Annotated in this window: 26 protein-coding genes; 9 read left to right on the top strand and 17 right to left on the bottom strand. The window is 72.9% G+C overall.

The annotated features are described in order from the left end of the window. Positions 1-115: 115 nt before the first annotated feature. A complete protein-coding gene (locus tag ACEZDG_RS29715; RefSeq protein WP_380515313.1) occupies positions 116-733 on the top strand; it encodes a DedA family protein in 618 nt (205 codons plus the stop codon). On the opposite strand, the gene ACEZDG_RS29710 is transcribed toward ACEZDG_RS29715, so the two are convergent. The 6 genes from ACEZDG_RS29710 to ACEZDG_RS29685 are packed head-to-tail and all read right to left on the bottom strand — an operon-like array spanning position 726 to position 6411. Beyond that, positions 726-1643 carry an alpha/beta hydrolase gene (locus ACEZDG_RS29710; protein WP_380515385.1) on the bottom strand — a complete coding sequence of 306 codons (918 nt, stop codon included), beginning with the start codon at positions 1641-1643 and terminating at the stop codon, positions 726-728. The genes ACEZDG_RS29715 and ACEZDG_RS29710 overlap by 8 nt on opposite strands. Beyond that, entirely contained in the window at positions 1637-2785 is a 1149-nt protein-coding gene (locus ACEZDG_RS29705; protein WP_380515310.1) for a branched-chain amino acid ABC transporter permease, read from the bottom strand. Before ACEZDG_RS29705 ends, ACEZDG_RS29710 begins: the two co-directional genes overlap by 7 nt. Further along, positions 2782-3645 (bottom strand): branched-chain amino acid ABC transporter permease, encoded by an 864-nt coding sequence (locus tag ACEZDG_RS29700; protein ID WP_380515308.1) that lies wholly within the window; start codon positions 3643-3645, stop codon positions 2782-2784. Before ACEZDG_RS29700 ends, ACEZDG_RS29705 begins: the two co-directional genes overlap by 4 nt. Beyond that, a complete protein-coding gene (locus ACEZDG_RS29695; protein WP_380515306.1) occupies positions 3645-4388 on the bottom strand; it encodes an ABC transporter ATP-binding protein in 744 nt (247 codons plus the stop codon). The genes ACEZDG_RS29700 and ACEZDG_RS29695 overlap by 1 nt, the downstream gene beginning before the upstream one ends. After that, positions 4385-5143: an ABC transporter ATP-binding protein gene (locus ACEZDG_RS29690; RefSeq protein WP_380515303.1), complete on the bottom strand. Its 759-nt coding sequence runs from the start codon at positions 5141-5143 to the stop codon at positions 4385-4387. Before ACEZDG_RS29690 ends, ACEZDG_RS29695 begins: the two co-directional genes overlap by 4 nt. Next, positions 5143-6411, bottom strand: a complete 1269-nt coding sequence (locus ACEZDG_RS29685; protein ID WP_380515300.1) for a substrate-binding domain-containing protein — start codon at positions 6409-6411, stop codon at positions 5143-5145. The genes ACEZDG_RS29690 and ACEZDG_RS29685 overlap by 1 nt, the downstream gene beginning before the upstream one ends. A 184-nt stretch (positions 6412-6595) precedes the next feature. On the opposite strand from ACEZDG_RS29685, the gene ACEZDG_RS29680 reads away from it, so the two are divergent. From ACEZDG_RS29680 to ACEZDG_RS29665, 4 genes are read left to right on the top strand one after another with little or no spacing between them, the layout of a single operon-like run. Then, a complete protein-coding gene (locus ACEZDG_RS29680; protein WP_380515298.1) occupies positions 6596-7348 on the top strand; it encodes a CoA transferase subunit A in 753 nt (250 codons plus the stop codon). Positions 7349-7353: 5 nt separating this feature from the next. Continuing rightward, positions 7354-7986, top strand: a complete 633-nt coding sequence (locus ACEZDG_RS29675; protein ID WP_380515295.1) for a 3-oxoacid CoA-transferase subunit B — start codon at positions 7354-7356, stop codon at positions 7984-7986. Positions 7987-8046: 60 nt separating this feature from the next. Continuing rightward, complete coding sequence (locus ACEZDG_RS29670) at positions 8047-8373, top strand: hypothetical protein (protein ID WP_380515293.1); 327 nt, start codon at positions 8047-8049, stop codon at positions 8371-8373. Next, positions 8370-8870: a hypothetical protein gene (locus ACEZDG_RS29665; RefSeq protein ID WP_380515290.1), complete on the top strand. Its 501-nt coding sequence runs from the start codon at positions 8370-8372 to the stop codon at positions 8868-8870. The genes ACEZDG_RS29670 and ACEZDG_RS29665 overlap by 4 nt, the downstream gene beginning before the upstream one ends. A 19-nt stretch (positions 8871-8889) precedes the next feature. Here ACEZDG_RS29665 and ung read toward each other — a convergent pair whose 3' ends face one another. The 10 genes from ung to ACEZDG_RS29615 form a co-directional block, all read right to left on the bottom strand. Continuing rightward, entirely contained in the window at positions 8890-9582 is a 693-nt protein-coding gene (gene ung / locus ACEZDG_RS29660) for a uracil-DNA glycosylase (RefSeq protein WP_380515288.1), read from the bottom strand. 89 nt (positions 9583-9671) lie between these two features. After that, complete coding sequence (locus ACEZDG_RS29655) at positions 9672-10451, bottom strand: TetR/AcrR family transcriptional regulator (protein ID WP_380515285.1); 780 nt, start codon at positions 10449-10451, stop codon at positions 9672-9674. Between the two features lie 91 nt (positions 10452-10542). After that, a complete protein-coding gene (locus ACEZDG_RS29650) occupies positions 10543-11361 on the bottom strand; it encodes a class F sortase (protein ID WP_380515283.1) in 819 nt (272 codons plus the stop codon). Then, a complete protein-coding gene (locus ACEZDG_RS29645; protein ID WP_380515281.1) occupies positions 11354-12016 on the bottom strand; it encodes a hypothetical protein in 663 nt (220 codons plus the stop codon). The genes ACEZDG_RS29650 and ACEZDG_RS29645 overlap by 8 nt, the downstream gene beginning before the upstream one ends. 211 nt (positions 12017-12227) lie before the next feature. Further along, a complete protein-coding gene (locus ACEZDG_RS29640) occupies positions 12228-13007 on the bottom strand; it encodes an HAD-IIA family hydrolase (RefSeq protein ID WP_380515382.1) in 780 nt (259 codons plus the stop codon). A 119-nt stretch (positions 13008-13126) separates the two neighbouring features. Next, positions 13127-13840, bottom strand: coding sequence for a phosphonatase-like hydrolase (locus ACEZDG_RS29635; protein WP_380515278.1), 714 nt, complete (start codon positions 13838-13840; stop codon positions 13127-13129). After that, entirely contained in the window at positions 13840-14961 is a 1122-nt protein-coding gene (locus ACEZDG_RS29630) for a TIGR03364 family FAD-dependent oxidoreductase (RefSeq protein WP_380515275.1), read from the bottom strand. The genes ACEZDG_RS29635 and ACEZDG_RS29630 overlap by 1 nt, the downstream gene beginning before the upstream one ends. 130 nt (positions 14962-15091) lie before the next feature. Next, the gene (locus ACEZDG_RS29625) at positions 15092-15787 is read right to left on the bottom strand and encodes a GntR family transcriptional regulator (RefSeq protein WP_380515272.1); all 696 of its coding nucleotides are present in this window, start codon (positions 15785-15787) and stop codon (positions 15092-15094) included. A gap of 136 nt (positions 15788-15923) precedes the next feature. Beyond that, positions 15924-16700 carry a class E sortase gene (locus ACEZDG_RS29620; RefSeq protein WP_380515269.1) on the bottom strand — a complete coding sequence of 259 codons (777 nt, stop codon included), beginning with the start codon at positions 16698-16700 and terminating at the stop codon, positions 15924-15926. A 52-nt stretch (positions 16701-16752) separates the two neighbouring features. Next, positions 16753-17799, bottom strand: a complete 1047-nt coding sequence (locus ACEZDG_RS29615) for an adenosine deaminase (protein WP_380515266.1) — start codon at positions 17797-17799, stop codon at positions 16753-16755. A 184-nt stretch (positions 17800-17983) separates the two neighbouring features. Here ACEZDG_RS29615 and ACEZDG_RS29610 point away from each other — a divergent pair, with 184 nt between their 5' ends. The 4 genes from ACEZDG_RS29610 to ACEZDG_RS29595 are packed head-to-tail and all read left to right on the top strand — an operon-like array spanning position 17984 to position 20847. Further along, positions 17984-18304 carry a hypothetical protein gene (locus ACEZDG_RS29610; RefSeq protein ID WP_380515259.1) on the top strand — a complete coding sequence of 107 codons (321 nt, stop codon included), beginning with the start codon at positions 17984-17986 and terminating at the stop codon, positions 18302-18304. After that, positions 18301-19554, top strand: coding sequence for a hypothetical protein (locus ACEZDG_RS29605; protein WP_380515256.1), 1254 nt, complete (start codon positions 18301-18303; stop codon positions 19552-19554). The genes ACEZDG_RS29610 and ACEZDG_RS29605 overlap by 4 nt, the downstream gene beginning before the upstream one ends. Next, on the top strand, positions 19551-20303 hold the full coding sequence (locus ACEZDG_RS29600; protein WP_380515254.1) for a hypothetical protein: 753 nt from the start codon (positions 19551-19553) through the stop codon (positions 20301-20303). The genes ACEZDG_RS29605 and ACEZDG_RS29600 overlap by 4 nt, the downstream gene beginning before the upstream one ends. Positions 20304-20334: 31 nt before the next feature. After that, positions 20335-20847, top strand: a complete 513-nt coding sequence (locus ACEZDG_RS29595; RefSeq protein WP_380515251.1) for a hypothetical protein — start codon at positions 20335-20337, stop codon at positions 20845-20847. A 7-nt stretch (positions 20848-20854) separates the two neighbouring features. Here ACEZDG_RS29595 and ACEZDG_RS29590 read toward each other — a convergent pair whose 3' ends face one another. Beyond that, on the bottom strand, positions 20855-22180 hold the full coding sequence (locus ACEZDG_RS29590; protein ID WP_380515248.1) for a DUF445 domain-containing protein: 1326 nt from the start codon (positions 22178-22180) through the stop codon (positions 20855-20857). Between the last annotated feature and the right edge of the window lie 55 nt (positions 22181-22235).

Raw genomic sequence — 22235 nt, 5'->3', positions numbered from 1 at the left:
CCGGGCCGGTTTCGGGTGTGATCATGGCACCGGTTAGCGTTGTCCTTCGGCGAGAGGCAAACCTTTCCGTCACCCCTGCGTCGCCATGTATGCGACAACACCATGAGGAGTCCGCATGAGCGAGGCGTTGGCCCTGTTCGCGTCCTCATGGTTTTTCGTCGCGGCGCTGCTCGCGGTGCTCTCCGACGCCTTCCTGCCGCTGGTGCCGAGCGGGACCCTGGTCATCGCGGCCACCCTGCACCTGTCGGACACCCACACCTCCCCCTTCCTGCTCGGGATCGGTGTGGCGCTCGCCTCGTTCTCCGGTGACCTGCTGCTGCTCAAGTTCGCCCGCCGCGGCGCCGCCTGGGCGCAGCGGCGGCTGGAGCGCAAGCCGGGAGCGGCGAGCGCGGCCGCGCACCTGCTGGCCGCGCTGGAGACCAAGCGGGCCCGCACCATCGTCGTGGCCAGGTTCGTGCCGGGCGGACGCACCGTGCTCGACCTCGCGGTCGGCACCACCGACCGGCCGCCGCGCCGCTTTCTGCGCTGGTCGGCGGTGTCCTCGGCGGTGTGGGCCACCTACATAGTCGGCCTGGGGTTCCTCAACGAGCACACCTTCGACACCACTTGGCTGAGCTTCGCGGTGTCCTGCCTGGCCGCGACCGCGATCAGCGCGGTGATCGCCCGGGTGGTGCAGCGGCAGCGGCGGCTGGCCCGGGAGACCGAAGCCGTCGAGCCGGTCACCGTCAGCTGACCCCGGCCGCGACCAGCAGGCGTTCGGCGACCAGCCGGGCGCCCTCGTCGGCGACCAGCACCGTGTAGTGGTTCAGCCCGGGCACCCGGCGCACCTCGATCCGCCGCCGGTCGACCCCGGCCGCGTCCAACCGCCGCTCGTCGTAGAGGCCCTGCGGCTCGTCCATCAACCCGCGCTCGGCCCACAGCAGTTCGGTGGGGAGGCGCAGATTCCCGACCGCCGCCAGCACCTCGTCCTCGAACTGGCCCACGCCGTCCACCCGTACCGCCTCGATCCGGCAGGAGGAGCGCAACTCCGGTTCCTCGCCGACCAGGTCGCGCTGGATGTAGTCGTCCACCCAGGGCGACCAGGCCGGCCCGAGGGCCGGATGCCGCTGCCAGAACTCCCGGTAGGCGGCGCGGTCGGCGAAGGTCATGGTCAGCCGGGCCATCGCCGGGCCGAGCACCGCGGTGATCAGCTCCTCCGGCGACAGTCCGGGCGGCACCAGGAAGCCCACCCCGCCGTCCACCAGCAGCAGCCGTTCGAACAGCTGCGGGTAGCGGACCGCCGTCAGCGCGGCCACGAAGGCGCCCATGGAGTGCCCGGTCAGCACCGGACGGCGGTGGCCGGGACGGTCCAGGCCGAGCGCGCCGACCAGTGCGGCCATGTCCGCCGCGTGCACCGGAATGCCGTACGGGCCGCCGAGGTCGGTACTGCCGGCCCGGCCGCGCAGGTCGGGGGCGAGCAGGGTGACCCGCCCGGCCAGATGGTGCGCGACCCGGGCCCAGGACAGGCCGTTGGCGGTGATCCCGTGCAGGGCCAGCACCACCGGCGCGTCCGGGTCGGCGGCGGCCCAGCGCAGCACGGCCAGTTCACCGCCCGCCACCGGGACCGCCAGTTCCTCGGTCTTCCCCGCGCCACTCGTCACGATGCCGTGCTCCCCTCGCCGCGCTGTCGTTCGCCGCGCTGTCGTTCGCCGCGCTGTCGTTCGCCGCGCTGCTGTTCGTTCCGCCGCCGCACCGCGCGGATCCGTTCCGGCAACCGAACCACACCGCCGGGCAGCACGTACACCGCCGCGACGAACAGCAGGCCCAGCAGGAACAGCGGCTGCGACAGCGGCACCCGCAGCACGGACGGCAGCCCGGCGATGGCGCCGGACCCGGCGAGGTCGCCGAGCCGGTGCTGCGCCCAGGTGTAGAGCACCCCGCCGACCAGCGGCCCCCAGCGGCTGCCCGAGCCGCCGAGCACCACCATCACCAGCAGCGACAGGGTGAAGTCCGAGGTCGTGGCCTGCGGAGTGGCACCGCCGGTGAGCAGCAGGTAGACCACCCCGCCGAGCGCCGCCAGCGCACCCGCCAGCACAAAGGCCACCAGCTTGAACCCGTACGGGCGCAGGCCGAGCACCTCCACCCGGCGCTCGTTCTCCCTGATGCCCTCCCAGACCCGCCCGGTGGGCGAGCGCACCGCCCAGTGCACCACCGCGAGGGTGAACACCAGGTAGGCCAGGGCGATCCAGTACAGGTTGGCGGTGTGCTGGATGCCGACCAGCGCGGACGGCAGGCCCTGCGCCGCCCGGCCCTCCTCACCGCCGGTGAGGCCGCCGGGGTCGCGGGACACCAGGATCGACCCGGCCTGGGCGAAGGCCAGGGTGACCATCGAGAAGCCGATGCCGCTGACCCGCAGGCTGACCGAGCCGAGCAGCGCCGCCAGCGCGGTCCCGAACAACAGGCCCAGCAGCGCCGACGGCCAGAAGCCGAAACCGGCCTCCAGCATGAAGGTGTTGGTCGCATAGGTGCCGGAGGCGAAGTACAGCGCATGCCCGAAGGAGAGCAGCCCGGTCCGGCCGAGCAGCAGGTCGTAGCCGGTGGCCAGGGCCCCGAAGGTCAGGCACAGCGCCAGCAGTTGCAGACTGCCGGGGCTGCCGATCGGCCCGTCCAGCAGCCCCGGCAGCGGCAGCGCGCTGTACGGGAGCAGCACCAGCACGAGCAGCAGCGGGGCCGGCCACCAGCGCAGCGCCCGCCGCAGCGGCCGGCGGTTGCGTACGACGGCCGCCGTGGCGGTCAGGGCACTCATGCGAGCCTCCCGGTCAGTCCGCGCGGCCGGATCAGCAGCAGGGCGGCGAGCATCACGACCACGGACAGGTCGCCGAGCCCGGCGGTGGTGTAGTAGTTGGCGAACTGCTGGACCAGGCCGACCACGACCGAGGCCAGCGCCGCGCCCCGGACCGAGCCCATCCCGCCCATCACCACCACCACGAAGGCGAAGATCAGCAGCGAGCTGCCCTGGCCCGGGTCGACCGAGCCGAAGTACAGCCCGCCGAGCGCGCCGGCCAGCGCGGCGGCGGCCCCGCCGATGGCGAAGACCACGGTGAACGCCCGGCGGACGTCGATGCCGAGGGCGGTGACCATGGCCCGGTCCTCCACCCCGGCCCGCACCACCAGGCCGAACCTGGTCCGGCGCAGGAACAGCTCCAGGCCGGCCAGCACCAGCAGCGCGGCGGCGATCAGCACCAGCCGGTTCACCGGGACCCGCGCGCCGAGCAGGCCGAAGGTGCCGGACAGCGACCGGGGCCCGGGGAAGGTGAGCGCGTCCGAGCCCCAGACCGCCGCGACCAGGGCCGGCACCGCGAGCCCCACCCCCACGGTGACCAGCACCTGTTCCCGCGGCCTGGTGTAGAGCGGGCGGATCACCCCGGCCTCCAGCGCCACCGCGGCGACCGTCCCGACCGCCGTGCCGAACAGCACCGCGAGCGGAAAGCCGAAACCGTGCGAGGCGCCCCACCAGGCGCCGTAGGCACCGGCCGAGAGCAGCGCGCCATGGGCGAAGTTGAGCACGTCCATCAGGCCGAAGATCAGCGAGAGGCCGGAGGCGACCAGGAAGTAGAGCGCACCGAGGCCGAGCCCGGTCAGGGTCAGCAGCACGACGGTGGACATCAGGCCGTCCTCTCCCTGGTCGTGGGCCGGGTCGTGGGCCGTCTGCCGACGCCGAGCAGCGTCCGCGCGGCCTCGGCGTCGGCCAGCAGTGCGGCCGCGGGCCCGGTGTGCGCGGTGCGGCCGTCCGCCAGCACCACGCAGTCGCCGGCCAACCGCCGTACCAGCGCCAGATTCTGTTCGACCAGCAGCACCGGAACGGCCTCGGCGGCGCGCTCCAGGGCAACCGCGACCTCGCTGACGATGCGCGGGGCGAGGCCCTTGGTCGGCTCGTCCGCGATGATCAGGCGGTTGCCGTTGAGCAGGGTGCGGCCGATGGCCAGCATCTGCTGCTGGCCGCCGGACAGCGTCCCGGCCTGTTGCCGGGCCCGCTGCCTCAGCTCCGGGAACAGCTCGTGGACCAGCCCGTAGGCGGGGTCCTGGCCGCGCTCGGCCAGCCTGAGGTTCTCGGCGACGGTGAGCCCGGCGAAGATCCCCCGGTCCTCGGGCACATAGCCGATGCCGCGCCGGACCAGGGTGTGGGTCGGCAGCCCGACCGTCTCCACCCCGTCGAACAGCACACTGCCCTGCCGCGGCAGCAGCCCGAGGATGCCCCGCACGGTGGTGGTCTTGCCCGCGCCGTTGCGCCCCAGCAGAGCGGTGACCCCGGCAGCGGCCACGTCCAGGGACACCCCGTGCAGGATGTGCCGGCCGCCGATCACCACCGTCAGATCCCGTACCTGGAGCAGGAGTTGACTGTCCGTCATAGCGCCTCCCCCAGATAGGCGGACTGGACCGTGGCGTCCGCCATCACGGCGTCGGGGGCGTCCAGGGCGAGCAGGGTGCCGTGGTGCAGCACGGCCAGCCGGTCGGCCAGGCCGAGCAGCAGGTCCATGTGGTGCTCGACCATCAGCACCGTGCGGCCCTCGTCCCGGTGCAGCGAGCGGATCAGCTCGGTCAGCGCCGGGACCTCCTCCGCGCTGACCCCGGCCATCGGCTCGTCCAGCAGCATCACCCGGGGGTCGCCGACCAGCAGCACGGCGAGCTCCAGCTTGCGCTTCTCGCCGTGCGACAGCGAGCCGGCCAGGGCCTCGGCGCGGGGGCCGAGACCGGTTCGCTCCAGGGTGCCGCCGACCGCGTCCGCGAACGGGCGGGCCCGCCGCCACAGCCCGTACGAGCCGCCGCGGGCGGCCTGCGCGGCCAGCCGCACATGGTCGGCGACGGTCATCCCCGGCCACAGGCTGGAGGTCTGGAAGGTCCGGCCGAGTCCGCGCCGGGCCCGGGCGTGCGGGGGGAGCCCGGTGATGTCCGCGCCGTCCAGCAGGATCCGTCCCGCGGTGGTCGGGTTGAGGCCGCTGACCAGGTTGAACAGGGAGGTCTTGCCCGCGCCGTTGGGTCCGATGAAGGCCAGGAACTCGCCCTCGTGGACATCCAGGGTCACCTGCTCCAGGATCGTCGCGCCGCCCACCCGCCAGCCCACGTCGATGAGTCGCAGCACCGGGGGTGCGCCGTCGGGGCTCATCAGCCGGCCATGGTCTTCGCCGGGGGCGCGACCTTGTCGCTGCCGATGGTCGCGGTCAGCACCGGCTTGGCGGCGCCGCCGGTCCCGGTCAGCGTGGCCTGGAACATCGGCTGCAGCAGGGCGTGGTCGGCGGCCCTGACCTGCTCCTGGCCCTCGGGTCCTGCGAAACTCCAGCCCTCCAGCGACTTCACCATCGCCGAGGTGTCGGTGGCACTGCCCTGGACCGCGCGGACGATCATCTGCGCGGCGGTGAACCCGTCCGGCGAGAACAGGTCGGGAGTTCCGCCCGCCTTGGTGATGCCGTTCAGCATCGCGGTCTCGACCGGGTTGCCGCCGCCCGCGCCCGGGAAGTAGTGGGCCAGGAAGTCGACCTTGTCCCCGGCGCTGCCGAAGACCGGGTACGAGGCGGTCCCGGCCAGGCCGGTGACCACCTTGGTCGAGCCCACCACGCCCTGCTGGTCCAGCGCGGTCCACAGCTGCGGGGCGGTCGACCCGGCCCAGGCCACATAGACCAGATCCGGCTTCGCCGCCTTCACCTGTTGCGCGAACGGCGTCAGATCGGTGGCGCCGGGCGGTGCCAGCACCGAGCTGACGGTCGCCCCCTTCGCCCCCAGCACCGCCTTCACGGCCGCCACGTTCGCCTGTCCGAAGGCCGAGTTCTGACTCAGCACCAGCACCCTCTTGCCCTGCGGGTCACCGACGAAGGAGCCCGCGGCGGCGATGTCCTGGTAGCTCTCCCGGCCGGAGCGGAAGGTGTACGTGTTGATGCCGGTCACCGCGTCGGTGGCGGCCGGGCCCGCGATGTAGAGGACCTTGTTCTGCGCGGCCAGCGGGGCCAGTTGCAGGGCGATGCCCGAGTCGGTGGTCCCGGCGATGATGGTGGCGCCCTTGCCGATCAGGTCCTTGGCGTCGGCGACGGCCGTGGCCGGGTCGCCGGTGTCGTCCTGCTCGGTCACCTGGATCTCATGGCCGTCGACCTTGCCGGTGCCGCCGGTGGCGTAGGCCAGGCCGACCTTGAAGGCTTCCTCGTACTGCTTGCCGTAGGCGGCGAGCGGCCCGGTGCGCGAGTAGAGCAGTCCGACCTTCACCGGCGCGGCGGACCCGGCGGAGCCCCCGCCCGTGGAGTTCCCGGCGTTCCCGGCCGTGCCGGCGGTCCCGGCAGAGGCGCAGCCCGCGACCAGCAGGGCGGTGGTCGCGGCGAGGGCGACCAGGAGAGCGGATCTGGAGGTGGGTTGGGCGTGGCGGCGGCTCTGGGTCTTCTGCGACATGGCGTCCGGCTCCCGGCATCGTGGTGGATGCCGGAACCGTAGAAGCGAAGGACCGCCGTCGATATGTGGCCGGATACCGCTTCACCGCCCTCTGGCATGTGTCCGACCGACATGGCAGCCCCGTCACGACCTGGCAGAGGGTGGAGCACGTACCCCCCGACTCACCCGACGTCAGGAGAGCTGCATGGACAAGGTGCTGGGCTCGGCGGCCGAAGCGGTCGCCGACATACCGCCGGGCGCGCTGCTCGCCGTCGGCGGCTTCGGCCTCTGCGGCATCCCCTCCACGCTGATCGCCGCGCTCGCCGACGCCGGGACGGACCGGCTGCGGGTGGTGTCCAACAACTGCGGGGTGGACGACTGGGGCCTCGGGCTGCTGCTGCGGGCGGGCCGGATCAGCCGGATGACCTCGTCCTACGTCGGCGAGAACAAGGAGTTCGCCCGGCAGTACCTGTCCGGCGAGCTGGAGGTCGAGCTGACCCCGCAGGGCACCCTGGCCGAACGGCTCAGGGCGGGCGGCAGCGGCATCCCCGCCTTCTTCACCCCGGCCGGGGTCGGCACCCAGGTCGAGACCGGCGGCCTGCCCTGGCGCTACGCCCCGGACGGTGCCGTGGCGCTGGCCTCACCGCCCAAGGAGGTACGCGAGTTCGGCGGTCGCCGCTATCTGCTGGAGCAGGCGATCAGCGCCGACTTCGCCCTGGTCCGGGCCGAGCTGGCGGACCGTCACGGCAACCTGGTCTTCCACGCCGCGGCCCGCAACTTCAACCCGCTGGCGGCGATGTCCGGACGGCTGACCCTGGTCGAGGCCGAGCGGATCGTCGAGCCCGGCGAGATCCCCCCGGACGCGGTGCACCTCGCGGGCGTCTACGTGGACCGGATCGTCCGGGCCGACCCGGCCGACAAGCGGATCGAACGCCGCACCCTGCTCCAGGAGGACTGACCCCCATGCCCCCGCTCACCCGCGACCAGCTCGCCGCCCGCGCCGCCGCCGAGCTGCGCGACGGCCAGTACGTCAACCTCGGCATCGGCCTGCCCACCCTCGTCCCCGGGCACCTCCCGCCGGGCGTCCATGTGGTGCTGCACTCGGAGAACGGCGTCCTCGGCGTCGGCCCCTACCCCCGGGCCGGCGCCGAGGACCCGGACCTGGTCAACGCCGGCAAGGAGACCGTCACCGTCCGCCCCGGCGCCGCGTACGTCGACTCCGCCGCCTCCTTCGGGATGATCAGGGCCGGGCGGGTGGACGTGACGATCCTCGGCGCGATGCAGGTCTCGGCGACCGGCGACCTGGCCAACTGGATGATCCCCGGCCGGATGGTCAAGGGCATGGGTGGAGCGATGGACCTGGTCCACGGCGCCCGTCGGGTCGTCGTGGTGATGGAGCACACCGCCAAGGACGGCACCCCCAAGATCCTCGACAGCTGCACCCTCCCCCTCACCGGCCGCGCCGTGGTCCACCGCGTCATCACCGACCTCGCCGTCCTCGACCCCACCCCGCACGGCCTCCACCTGGTCGAACTCACCCCCGGCACCACCCTCCCCCAACTCCGCGCAGCCACCGCCACCAAGATCCACACCTGACCGTTCCCTCACCTTCCTCGCCGAACCAGGGAACGTAACACGGAGTGCTACGCTGGAGCCATGGCCACCAAGGAGCGGTTCAGCATCAGCATGGATCCCGATGTGCGCCGGGCGGTCAAGGCCCACGCCGACGAGATGGGCCTTGATGTGTCCGCCTATGTCGTCGCGGCCGTGCGCAGGCAGATGACCGAGGACCGCCTGGTGGCCGAACGCTGGTCGCGGATCGACTCCGCCATAGTGGCAAGCGAGACAGCACCCGCCTCGTCCGCGGACGGGGACGGCGACGGCGACGGCCACGGGGACGACCTCAGCCCCGAGGAGATCGCCGCCGCCCGGGCCGGCATCGCCCGCGCGATGGCCCCCGACAGCCAGGAGTCGGCCGCGTGAGTCAAGCGGTGTTCGTCTACGACACCGGGATGCTGATCGCACTGGAGCGGCGGGAGAGGCCGGCCCGGCTGCTCCATGCCGGACTGGTCGGCCCCGGCCATCCGCCGGTCGTCCCGCTCCCCGTCCTCGCCCAGGCCTGGCGACCCGGGCGCTGGACACCGCTGACGCGTGCCACGCAGGAGTGCATCGTCTTCGGCGCACGTTCCGACGCGGCACCCGCCTGCGGAGTGTGCCAGGCGGGCCACCTCCCCGAGGACGCCAAGCGTGCGGGCCACCTGCTCGGCGAGGCGCGGCTGCCGGCCGGCAAGCGGCCCGACGCCGTGGACGCGCTCGCCGTCGTCATCGCCGCGCGGCACCCCGATGCCGTGATCGTCAGCTCCGACCCCGGTGACCTCGCGGCCTACCGTGACGTGCTGGCCCCCCATGCCGAGGGCATTCGCATCCTGCCCGTCTCCGACATCGCCGGATTCATCGAGGGCAAGCGGGTCCTCCGCTGACCGCTGGGCCGGACAGACTCTAGGCCGGGAGGCGCCAGTCGATCGGGGGGAGGCCGAGGTCGGCGAGGGACTTGTCGATCTGGGAGAAGGGGCGGCTGCCGAGGAAGAGCTTGGCGGACAGCGGGGAGGGGTGGGCGCCCTGGACCACCGCGTGGCGGGTGGTGTCGATCAGCGGGAGCTTCTTCTTGGCGTAGTTGCCCCAGAACACGAACACCGCGGGCTGCTCGCGGTCGTTGACCGCGCGGATCACCGCGTCGGTGAACTGCTCCCAGCCCTTGCCCTTGTGGGAGTTGGCCTCGTGCGCACGCACCGTCAGCACCGCGTTGAGCAGCAGCACGCCCTGGTCGGCCCAGGCCTGGAGGTTGCCGTGGGCGGGGGCCTGGATGCCCAGGTCGGCGTCGAGTTCCTTGTAGACGTTGCGCAGCGACGGCGGGACCCGGACCCCGCGCTTCACCGAGAAGCACATCCCGTGCGCCTGGTTGTCGTCGTGGTACGGGTCCTGGCCCAGCAGCAGCACCTTGACCTTGTCGTACGGGGTGGACTCCAGCGCCGAGAACACCTCGCCGGCCGGCGGGAAGACCTGGTGCTCGGCGCGCTGCGCGGCGACGAACTCGGTGAGCTGGTGGAAGTACGGCTTGGCCGTCTCCTCGGCGAGGACCCCCTGCCAGGAGGCGGGCAGGGCGAACTCGTCAACGGGCACGGGCGACGGCATGGTGAGGGACCCTTCCGGAGGTGCGACGTCGGCAGGACGTCAACTTCGACTGCTGCAAACCGTATCGGGCCGCACTGACAGTCGGTTCCTCAGTTCCCCTGCGGCTGCTGCGGCTGCTGCCCCCGCAGCCGTTCGAGGCCGACCCCGACCCCGTCCAGCACGTGTTCCAGGCGGGCCAGGAACTCCCGGTCCGGGTCGGGCTCGTCCTCGGCCTCGTGGACGAACCTGGCCAGCAGCGGGTGCTCCCCCGCCGCCAGCACCTCCTTCAGGTACGGGCCGACGGCGCGGCGGTAGTCGTCCCTGGTCTGCCCGGTGCGGCGGAACAGCTCGGCCTCGGCGGTCTCGGCGAGCACCACGCCGCGGACGAACGCGACCACGGTGCTGGTCAGCCCGGCGATCTCCTCGATGCCGAGGCCGAGCCCGTCCAGGACGCCGAACATCCGCTCGCTCCTGCGCATCACATTGGGCCCCATCGGCGGACGGCTCGCCCCGATCGGCAGCACCCAGGGGTGACGCAGCATCAGTTTCCGGTAACGCACCGCCAGATCGCGCAGATCAGCGCGCCAGTCACCGGTGTTGACGGCGCCTGCGGCGTCCTCGCCCATCACCTGGTCGGTCATCAGATCGAGCAGGTCGTCCTTGGTCTCGACATAGCGGTACAGCGACATGGTGCCCACGCCGAGCTCGGACGCGATCCGGCGCATGGACACCGCGTCCACGCCCTCCAGATCGGCCAGCGCCACTGCGGCGGCCACGATCGCCTCGACGCTGAGCGAGGGCTGCGGGCCGCGTCCGCCGGTGCGCGGCCGGGACCAGACCGGGGGGCGGGCCGGCCCGGACGAGGGGCCGGGCTGCTGCGGCGCTGCCACCCGGTCGCCTCCCTGGGCACGTTCGGTCCCCGCCACCGTGCTGGTGCGGCGAGTCGCGTACATTGTACGCAGAAAGCGTCGGCCGCAAACCTCAGGCCGCTCCCGGCCCGGCCCCCGGCCCCGCAGCCGCCCGCACCCCGCTGAGGTGCGCGAACAGCACCACATTGCCGGTGTACTCGGCCCGCTTGCGGTCGAACGTCCCGCCGCAGGTGACGATCCGCAACTGGGCGTCCTTCGCCGGCGCATAGAGCTGGTCAGCCGGAAAAGTCGACTTGTCGAAGGCCCGTACCGCGTCCACCGTGAACAGCGCCGTGCTGCCGTCCACCCGGGTGACCTCGACCGAGGCGCCCGGCTTCACGGCCGAGAGGTTCCAGAAGACGGCGGGGCCGGTCCTGGTGTCGACATGGCCGACCAGTACCGCGGTCCCGACCGCGCCCGGCGCGGCCGAGTCCCGTACCCAGCCGGCCGTCTTGGGCTGCGAGAACGGCGGCAGTTCGGCCTGGCCCCTGCTGTCCATGCCCAGGCCGATCAGCGGGGCGGTCAGCCCGATCGACGGCAGCGCCACGGTGATCGGCGTGGACCGGACCAGCGCGGCATGCGTGGCCGGCCGCCCGGCGGTACTGGCCGCGGCCACGGCCGCCTTGGCGGCAGCCGAGGCGGAGGCGGAAGCAGCGGGCGCGCCCTTGCCCGAGGCGGCAGCCGTCCCCGGCTGCACCGCGTCCGAGGCCGAGTGTCCGGCCGCAGCGGCCGGGCGCATCGGCGGCGCGGCGGCGGGCCCCGCCTCGGGGGCCACCCCGAGCACCGCCCCGCCGAGCGAGACGGCCAGCAGCGCGCCGGACAGCACCCCCAGCGGACGCCGCAGTCGGGGACCGAGCCGGGGACCGAGCCGAGGACCCGACCGGTCAGCCACGGCCGTCCCTCCGCGCCGAGACCGAACCCGAGAACGACCCGCGGAGCCGGTTGCCCAGCAGCACCAGGCCGCCCAGCGCCGCCGCCCCGGTCAGGGCCAGCGCGCTGCGGCCGGACGCGCCGCCCAGGGCGTCGGCGCCGGCCCGGGTCGCCCCCCAGCCCCCGCCGGTGTCCGGCGCGACCGGGGCGACCACCTTGAGCGTCCCGGCCGCGACGGCCTTGCCGTCGCACAGTTCCCGCACCGCGTAGGTGCCGGGGCTGACCTTCCGCACCACGTCGGCCTCCGCGTACAGCCCGCCGTCGGCCGCCAGCGCCAGGCTGACCGGCGCGGCGAAGGCGGACGAGGAGACCGTCCCGCCCTGGGCCCCGCCGCAGTCGGCGAAGGTGCGCAGGTCGACGGCGCCGCCGGGACGGCTGGTGCCGGGGTCGACGCTGATGGTCTCCAGCCCGGACCTGGCCGCGTTCGCCGCCGCGGCGGCAGCGGCGGCGGGCCCGGCCACGTCGGTGGTCACCAGCGCCACCCCACCCCCGGTCGCCCCGCCCCCGCCCGGTACGACCGGGGCCGCCGCACTCGCGGCCCCGGCGGGGGCCAGGACCAGCAGGGCCAGGGCGGACGCGGCTGCACCGGCGGTGAGGGCCGCACAAAGCTTGGCCATCAGGAAGTTCCTCTCGCTCCTGGGCAGCCGAACTGACACATCAGCAATTCACCCATACCAGAGCAAAATATGATGAACAGCGCCCAAAGCGCGTAGCGACATGCGCCATCCGACGGATCATCCGCGCGCAAACGGCCCCACCCCTCCGCCGGAAGAGCGAAGGAGCAGGGCCGCAGCGTGCGAACGGGTGACCGGGGAAAGTGATCCCGGGTCAGATCTCGTCGATCAGCTCCACGATCGACTTCACCACGCGCGAGGGGCGGTACGGGAACCGCTCCACCTCGCTCTGCTGGGTGAGGCCGGACAGCACCAGCACCGTGCGCAGACCGGCTTCCATGCCGGACTTGATGTCGGTGTCCATCCGGTCGCCGATCATCACCGTCGACTCGGAGTGGGCGTTCAGCGTGTTCAGCGCCTCACGCATCATCAGCGGGTTGGGCTTGCCGACGAAGTAGGGCTCGACGCCGGTGGCCTTGGTGATCAGCGCGGCCACCGAGCCGGTCGCCGGGAGCACGCCCTCGGTGGACGGGCCGGTCTCGTCGGGGTTGGTGCAGATGAACCGGGCCCCGTCGTTGATCAGGCGGATCGCCTTGGTCAGCGCCTCGAAGCTGTAGGTGCGGGTCTCGCCGAGCACCACGTAGTCCGGGCGGGTGTCGGTGAGCACATAGCCGATCTGGTGCAGCGCCGTGGTCAGCCCGGCCTCGCCGATGACGTAGGCGGTGCCGCCGGGACGCTGCCCGTCCAGGAACTTCGCGGTGGCCAGCGCCGAGGTCCAGATGCACTCCTCGGGCACGTCCAGGCCGATGCCGACCAGCCGGGCGTGCAGGTCGCGCGGGGTGTAGATGGAGTTGTTGGTCAGCACCAGGAAGGGCTTCCCCGACTCCCGCAGCCGCCGGATGAACTCGTCGGCGCCGGGGATGATGGTCCCCTCGTGGACCAGGACCCCGTCCATGTCAGTCAGCCAGGACTCGACCGGCTTGCGTTCCGCCACGTCCGTCATCTCCATGCTCGTAAGGATTCGGCTGCCCCGACGATCACCAGCGTAGTCGGACCGCCCCGCACAGGCGTACGGCGTTCCGCCCACCGGGACGGCAGCCGACGGGACGGCGGCTACCGGGACAGCAGCAGCTCCGGCAGTTCCGCCACCGAGCCCAGCACCTGGGTGGCCCCGTCGGCCCGCAGCCGCTCCGCGCCGTGCGCGCCGGTGAGCACGCCCGCGACCACCCCGGCCCCGGCCGAGGCGCCGCAGCGCATGTCGTAGCCGGTGTCGCCGACCACCGCCAGCTGCCGGACGTCGTCCGCCGCCCCGGTGCGCAGCAGCGCGGCCAGCGCCAGGTCCGGGTACGGCCGTCCGCGACCGCCCGCGTCGGCGGGGCAGAGCGCCAGGTCGGCGAGCTGCTGCCAGCCCAGGGCCTCGATGATCAGCTGCTGGGTGGGGCCGGAGAAGCCGGTGGTCAGCACGACCGTGAGGCCGGCCTTCCGCAGCTCGCGGATCGTGTCCTCGGCGCCCGGCAGCGGGGCGCAGTGGCCGGCGCCGACGAGTTCGGCGTAGCCGGTCTCGAAGGCGCGGTTGCCGCGCTGGGCCTGCTCCTCGCTGGGGAAGAGGTGCCGGAACACCGAGATCTTGCTCTCGCCCATGGTGGTGCGGACGTAGTCCAGCATCTCCTGGTGCGCGGGGCTGCCCGGGACCACGCCCAGCTCCCCGGCCGCGTGGTCGAAGGCACGCTCGACCAGGCCGTCGTCGGCGACCGTCGTCCCGGCCATGTCCAGCACTACCAAACGGGTGTCCTGCTTGGTGTCCTGCTTGGGGGCCGTGTCGCCCATCACCACTCCAACTCGTTCGCGGTCGCCTCGCCGATGGCCGGCGAGCAGGTCATTCCCCGGCCACCGGGGCCGGTCACCAGCCACACCCCGGCGCGCACCCGCTCCCGGTGCACCACCGCGGTCGGGTCCAGGCACTGCGCGTACACGCCGGCCCAGCGGCGGCGGATCCGCGGCAGGGGCCGGCCGAGCAGGTCCTCGGCGAGGGCGGCCAGGTAGGCGTAGGGGTCCTCGACCACGTCGAAGCCGAAGGGCTGGTCGTACTCATGGGTGTCGCCGATGGTCAGCGAGCCGTCCGCGCGCTGCACCAGCAGCAGCTGCATCCGGTGCGCGGCGGCGGTCTCGTGCTGCGGCTGGGCGGCGTTCAGCGCGTCCAGCGCGCCCCCGGCGTACGCGGGGTAGTAGCGGAAGCTGTCGCCGTCGGCGACGGAGGTGGGCAGCAACTCGTCCAGCGGCTCGGTCTGCATCATCTGCAGCCGCACCCGGCGCACCGGCAGTTCCGGGGCCAGCTCGCGGACCAGGCCGCCCAGTGCCGCCCCGGTGCACAGCACCACGGCGTCGCCGCTGTGCAGCTCACCTCGGTCGTCCCGGACCGCGTTCTCGCCGACCACCTCGCGGACCTCGCGTCCACCGAGGAAGGTGTAGCGACCCGAGGCCCGCAGGTGCGCCTGCAGCGCCCGCTGGGTGACCCTCGGCTCGACCTGGGCGTCGTGCGGGCTCCACAGCGCGCCGAGCAGGTCGCCGCGCAGGACCGGGTTGGCCTTCCTGGCCTCGGCCTCGTCCAGCAGTTCCCAGCCGCGCACTGCCGCGTCCGGACGGGCCGCGACCTCGGCGGCGACGGCGTGCTCGGCCTCGGTGCGCAGCACCGTGAGCGAACCGCTGGGCCGGAAGCCCACCTCGGGGACCTGCTCGGCGATCCCCTGCCACAGCTGACGCGCCCTCAGCGCGGTGTCCAGGTCCGGGCCCTCGGCCCGCCCGCCGACCCAGACCAGCCCGAAGTTGCGGACCGACGCACCGCGCGCCTGCTCCTCCCGCTCCAGATGGACGACTTCATGCCCGCGCTGGACGGCATGCCAGGCATGCATGGTCCCGAGCGCTCCTGCTCCTACGACGATGACTCTCACGGGTCCGACCTTCGATCCTCTGGATGATCTGCCGGGGATTTCTCGGTGTCTCCAGCATGAACAAGCAGGCACGTTTGGACTAGACCCGTTACCAATGCGTTATAACTCATCGCTCCCGGACCGTCCGTCCTCAGTGCCCGCGCAGCTCCGCCGTGAAGCTGAAGCGGTCGCCCCGGTAGAGCGTGCGCACCCGCTCGAACACCCGCCCCGCCCCGTCCCAGCTGCGGCGGTGCAGCAGCAGCATCGGCAGCGCCGGGGGCGTGCCGATCAGCAGCGCCTCGCGCGGGGTGGCCAACACGGTCTCGATCCGCTCCAGGCCGCCGCCGGCGGCCAGCCCCGCTGCCTCCCGCGCGTACTCGTAGAAGGAGGAGCCGGGGTCGAAGTCCTGGTCCAGCCGGGGCAGCAGGGCCACCGGCGTGTAGGTGCTCTCCAGGCCGACCCGCTCGTCGTCGGCCAGCAGCACCCGTTCCAGGTGCCAGACCTCGGCGCCGACCGCCAGCTCCAGTTCGTCCGCGACCTGCGCCTCGGCCGCGAAGCGCTCCAGGCCGATCAGGCTGCGTCCGGGCAGCCGCCCCTGCCTGCGGACGCCCTCGGTGTAGCTGGAGAGCGACAGCGGCTGCTCGATCTTGGGCCCGGCCACCACCGTGCCCCGGCCGCGCCGGCGCAGCCTGCCCTCCAGCAGCAGTTCGCGCAGGGCCAGCCGCAGCGTCTCCCTGGCCACGCCGTAGCGCTCGGCCAGCTCGCGCTCGGTCGGCAGCACCCCGCCCTCGCCCAGTTCCTGCAGCAGGTCCATCAGTTGGGCCTTGGCGGCGTAGTACTTGGGCATCCGGCCGTGCTCGGGAACGCCTCCGCGCACGGGAGCGCCAGGGCTGCGGGGGGAACGGAAGGCATGCGGTGCGCCGGTCACCCGGCCACCGTACCCGCCCGGCCGGTCAGGACGCCGCCGGTCAGGGCGCGGCCGGTCAGGGCGCCGTGCGCCGCTGCTGTCCGACCAGGTGGCCCCAGGCGATCATCCGGTAGAGCGAGGTGAAGGCCGGCGTGCAGGTGGTCAGCGTCAGATAGCTGCCCGGCGTGCGGTAGCCGTAGCCGCCGCCGGGGTGGAAGGCGCTGTGCGGCACGGCCGCGACGGTGTCCACGTCGGACGGGGAGGTCTGCGGCAGGATCGAGTCGATCCGGTAGCTGTACGTCCAGGCGGCCACCTCGACCAGGACGGTGTCGCCGACCCGCAGCCGGTCCAGGTGCCGGAACGGCTCGCCGTGGGTGTTGCGGTGCCCGGCCACCGCGAAGTTCCCCGGCTGCCCGGGCAGCGCCGTCCCCGGGTAGTGGCCGATGTAGCCGTGGTTGAGCACCGAGTACTTGCCGACCCCCTCGGCCACCGGGAAGGCCACGCCGAGGGCCGGGATCCGCAGCACCGCGAAGGCGGTGAGGTCACGGGACATCCGGTCGATACCGCTGCCGCTGGGCCCGCCGACCGCCAGCGGCGGGGCGGCACTGGGCGCCCCGGCCGGGCGGGCGCCGACTCCCGTTGCGGCTCCGGCTCCGGCTCCGGCCCCCGCGCCGACGGCGTCGGCCGCCGGCGGCGCCTCGGCCGCCCACTGCCGTTCCAGCCCGGCCACCGTCGACCGGGCGCTGGCGTCGGCCGCCTGGTTGGTCCACCACAGCTCGTAGGCCGCGAGCAGCAGCACCACCAGGCCGAGCGTGACCATCAGCTCGCCGAAGCTGATCAGCAACCGACGCACCGTCACTCACCCCCGGCAGAGCCAGAACTGACGGATCGTCAGCAGGGGCAGGCTACGCCGGGCCGGACCAGGCCGCCAGATGGCCGTCGATCTCGGCGAGCAGCCGGCGCTTGCCCGCGTCCTCCAGGAAGGAGGCCCTGACCCCCTGCCGGGCCAGCTCGGCCACCCCGCCCTCGTCCAGGTCGAGCAACTCCGCGGCCACCGCGTACTCGTGGTTGAGGTCGGTGCCGAACATCGGCGGGTCGTCGCTGTTGACGGTGACGAACAGGCCGGCCTCCACCATCTGCCGGATCGGGTGCTCCTCGATCGTCGGCACCACCCGGGTGGCGACGTTGGAGGTCGGGCAGACCTCCAGCGGGATCCGGTGCTCGCCCAGGTGGTCCACCAGACGCGGGTCCTGCACCGACGAGGTCCCGTGGCCGATCCGCTCCGCGCCCAGCAGGTTGAGCGCGTCCCAGACCGTCTGCGGCCCGGTCGCCTCGCCCGCGTGCGGGACGCTGTGCAGCCCGGCCGCGCGGGCCCGGTCGAAGTACGGCTGGAACTGCGACCGCGGCACCCCGATCTCCGGACCGCCGAGACCGAAGCTGACCAGCCCCTCGGGACGCAGGTCCAGCGCCAGCCGCTCGGTGATCTCGGCGGACTCGAGGCCGGCCTCGCCGGGGATGTCGAAGCACCAGCGCAGCACCACGCCCAGCTCGGCCTCGGCCGCCTTCCTGGCGTCCTCGATGGCCTCCATGAACGCCTCGCCGGGGATGCCGCGCCGCACCGAGCTGTACGGAGTGACCGTCAGTTCGGCGTAGCGGATGTTCTGCGCGGCCATGTCGGCGGCGACCCCGTAGGTCAGCGCGCGCACGTCCTCGGCGTCCCGGACCAGGTCGACGACGGACAGGTAGACCTGGATGAAGTGCGCGAAGTCGGTGAACTCGAAGTACTTCGCCAGCTCGGCCGGATCGGTGGGCACCGAGGTCTGCCCCTGGTAGCGGGCCGCGAGCCCGGCCACCACGGCCGGCGAGGCCGAGCCCACGTGGTGGACGTGCAGTTCGGCCTTGGGCATCCCGGCGATGAACGCTTCCAGACCGGTCCTCGTGGCTCCAGACACCTTGCTGCTCCTCGTTCGTTCGACTCCGCCCGGCCTGCGGCGGGCAGTTCTCACCCTCTCACGACCGGTGCACGGCAGTGCGATAGCGTCATCGGTCAAGTGATCGAGCACCACTTCGGACGAACGACGAACGGGGAGCACGATGGGGGACTTCTTCCAGGTAGACCTCGACATACTCGGGCGGATGACCACCTCCCTGCAGGAGGCGGGCGACCAGATGGACGCGGCGCTGCGGCAGCTGGGCAGCGTCGAGGGCGGGCAGATCGGCACCTCCGCGCTGGACTCGTCGGCGCACCACTTCCAGAGCACCTGGCACTACGGCCTGGGCCAGCTGCAGCAGGTGATCAAGGAGACGGACGAGGGCGTCAAGGCCGCCCACGACGCCTACCAGCAGCTCGACCAGGCCATCCAGCAGGCCATGGACAAGGTCAACTCGTCGGTGATGACCCCGATGGGCGCCGACATCGACAGCCTGCGCCCGCACCTCGCCGGGGGTGCCGCGTGACCACCGCCACCGACACCGACTACCCCCACCTGGGCTTCAACCCGGTCCCCGGCGTCCCCACCGACGTGGACGCGATCGCCTCCGTCCTGAAGACCGCCGCGGCCTCGCTCAAGGAGGCGGGCTCGCTGCTCACCCAGGTCCGGGACTCCGGCAGCGACGTCTGGCAGGGCAAGGCCGGGGACGCCTTCCGCAGCCATGTGGACGACGACCTCGGCAAGCGGCTCGGCAAGGCGCAGACCTCGCTGGAGACCGCGCTCGGGATCTTCCACGACTGGCACGGCGACCTGGTCGGCTTCAAGTCCACCGCGGCGAAGCTGGACGCCGAGGCCGCCGCCGCCAAGCAGGCGGCCGAGCAGGCCGCGAGCCGGCTGGCCACCGCCCAGGCCAACCCGGACTTCAAGCTGATCGGCCAGACCTTCACCGGCGCGGCCCTGCAGAAGGCGCAGCAGGCCGTGGACGCGGCCCAGCAGGGGGTGGACGCGGCCAACCGCGCCGTCGGCGACGCCAAGGGCGAGCTGGAGTCGGTCCTGAAGCGGGCCCACGACCTGGAGGCGGAGCACGAGGCCGTCGCCCGCCGCTTCGCCCAGGCCCTCGACCACGCCGCCTCCGACCTGGCCCCGCACAAGCCGGGGATGTTCAGCCGGATGTGGAACGACTTCAAGTCCGGCCTGGACTCCATCGGCTCCTGGGTCAAGGACCACCTCGACGCGATCCACTCGGTGCTCAGCACCATCTCCGCGATCGCCGGGCTGGTCGCCCTGCTCACCCCGCCGCCGATCGACGCCATCGCGCTCGGCGTCTCCCTGGTCGCGGGCGCCGGCGCGCTGGCGGTGGACGCGGCCAACCCGGAGTTCCGCAAGGGCATCAGCGACGCCCTCCACGGCAACTTCGACGCGGCGGCGCGCAGTGCCCTGATGACCGGTTTCGGTGACGCCATGAGCGTGGTGCCGGGCTGGGGACTGGCCAAGGAGGGGGTGACCGCGATCAAGGCCGGGCGGGCCGCCGTCGAGGGGGCTGAAGCCGCGCCCAAGTTCATCGACCTCGCCTCGAACGTGGCACACGCCCCGGGCTTCATGGCCAAGCAGATCGCCAAGCACGCCTGGGTGGGACCGGCGCTCGAGGGCGCCCACCTGATCGAGAAGGGCGCCGGCGCCTCGGCCCTGGTCACCCACAACATGGTCAACATCCTTTGGCACGGCAAGGGCGTGGCCACCCACCTCTTCGACGACGCCAAGGAAGCCGCCTCGTGAGCAGCATCAGCAACGGTCTCGACCACGTCGTCCAGCCGCAGGAGGCGAACGGCGACCCGGACCTGGTGGAACTGCCGCTCTGGTTCGAGGTTCCCACCGGTTTCTTCGCACTGCCGCTGACCGACCCGGCCGAGGCTGTGCAGCAGGCTCAGGACGTGCTGCTCGAACTCGCCACGGCCGAGCAGCAGGCGGTCGTCCCGGCCGTGCTCGGTGCACTGGGCGAGCTCCTGGAAGACCTCGCCGCCCGCCAGTCCGTCTACTGCGGCCTTGGCCACCACGTCTCCGGGGTGGACGGCGCGGAGGTCAGTTCCACCCTGGTCGTCTCGGTCCAGCGGACCGGGGGCACCGGGGATCCCCGGATGCTGCTCGGCGAGATGGTGCGACGGCGCGGCGAGCAGGACTGGCAGGGGCAGGCGGATCTGCTGGACCTGCTGGGCCGCCCGGTGCTCTTCTCCGAGAGCGTCAGGGAGCTGCCCGAGCCGGTGCTGCCGGGAGCGGCCGGGGGCGACCAGGACGCCACCGCCGCCGTGTTCTCACTGGAGGCACTCGTCCCCTCTCCTGACGGCTCCCTGCTCGCCTGCGTCGACTTCGCCACGCCCTTCGTCGGGAACGGCCCCGAGTTCCGGATGATGATGGTGTCGATCGCCGCCTCGCTGTCCTTCGAACCACCGGAGCAGTCCGACCGGCCGGACCAGGGAGGGCAGGGGGCGTCCGTGCCGACGAGTTCGATCCGCGCGGCGCTGGGCTGAGACGCGGAGCAGGCCGACAAGGAGTCAGACCATGGTTTCACCCGACAGCAGTCTCGAAGGCCGCTGCCTGGCCCACCTGGTGCAGGAGTTCCCCTGGCAGGAGTACGGCTACAAGGCGGGGCGCTGGGAGCGGGCCGACACCGTGCTGGGGCTGTTCAACCACCGGCGCTGGGCCCGCACCCGGGAAGTGATGCAGCTGATCGACCCGCGTGGTGACCGGCCGGTCGCCGAGCTTCGGGACGCCGGCGGGGTGCGACTGCCCGAACCCTCGGGTTCGGTGTGGATCGCGGGGGACCCGCGCACGGTCGCCGCCTACAGCCCGGTCGGGGACGGGGTCCGCGAGGTGCGTCTCGCGATGTCGCCGTTCGTACCGCAGCGGGAGGCCCTGGAGTTCGCCGCGACCATGCGGCCCGGGGACCGTCCGCCGTTCCCGCTGGTCCCCTACGAGGAGCGGGAGCCCCACGGAGGTCCGACCTGGCTGGCCGACCGCCCGGGGAAGCCGACCCGGCGCGACGGCTACACCTGGAACGCCACCGGCTACTGACTGTCCGTCAGATCAGGGTCGACACCGTGTGGATCAGCAGGCCTGCCAGTGCGCCGACGACGGTGCCGTTGATGCGGATGAACTGGAGGTCGCGGCCGACGTTGGCTTCGATCTTGCGGGAGGCCTCGTTCGCGTCCCAGCCCGCGACGGTGTCCGAGATCAGCGAGGTGATCTCGTCCCGGTAGGTGTCGACGACGTACTCGGCCGCGTCCTCCAGCCAGCCGTCCAGCTTGGCCTGCATCCGCTCGTCCGTGGCCAGGCGCCCGCCGAAGCTGCGGATGCCGTCGCGGAGGCGGATCCGCAGCTGGCTGTCCTCGTCCTCGGCGGCGTTCAGCACCATGCCCCGGATCGCGCTCCAGGCCGAGGCGATCAGGTCCTGCACCTCGGACCTGGCCAGCAGGTCGGCCTTGGCCCGCTCGACCCTGGCGATGGTGTCCGGGTCGGTGCGCAGTTCCTCGGCGAAGTCCTCCAGGAAGCTGTCGACCGCGCCCCGCGCGGCGTGCTGCGGGTCGTCGCGGACGTCCTCGGCGAAGCGCAGCAGCTCGCGGTAGACCCGGACCCCGATCTTGTTGTCGATGAACTTGGGGGTCCAGCCCGGGGCCTCCTGGGAGATCGTCCTGATCACCTGGTCGTCGTGCTCCACCAGCCAGTCGTGGGCCCGCACCACGCACAGGTCGACCACCCCGCGGTGGCCGCCCTCGTCCAGGATCCGGCCCAGCATCGCGCCTATCGGCTGGGCGATCTGCTGCTCCGAGGCCCGCCGGGTGACCGCCTCGCCGACCACCGCCTGCACGTCCTCGTCCCGGAGCACCGCCAGCGCGCCGCGCAGCGCGGCCGAGGCCTCGCGGGTGACCCGCTCGGCGCTGCCGGGCGCGGAGAGCCACTCCCCCAGCCGCCGCCCGACGCCGAGGCCGCGCAGCCGTCCCCTGACCACCTCCACCGAGAGGAAGTTCTCGCCGACGAACTGGCCCAGGCTGCGCCCGAACACGTCCTTCTTGGTGGGGATGATCGCGGTGTGCGGGATCGGCAGCCCGAGCGGCCTGCGGAACAGCGCGGTGACGGCGAACCAGTCGGCGAGCGCGCCGACCATCCCGGCCTCGGCCGCCGCCTGGACGTAGCCGGCCCAGCTGCCGGCGCCGGACCTGAGGGCCCAGCTGGTGAGCACGTAGACGATGGTCGCCGCGACCAGGAAGCCGGTGGCGATGGTCTTCATCCGGCGCACGCCACGCCGCTTCACCTCGTCGGACGCCGTGTACCGTACCCCGGGCGGCCCCCCGGCCTTAGGGTTTTCTGGCGTACCGGCCTCTTCGCGCGCACGGGTGTCCTCGTTCATACGGGCGACAACAGCTTCTGCGACTGGTTTCACACGCCCAGTCTGCCCTTTCGAC

Origin of the sequence: Streptacidiphilus alkalitolerans (assembly GCF_042511045.1) — a bacterium.
GTDB lineage: Bacteria > Actinomycetota > Actinomycetes > Streptomycetales > Streptomycetaceae > Streptacidiphilus > Streptacidiphilus alkalitolerans.
This window is presented reverse-complemented; position numbering and strand designations above follow the sequence as displayed.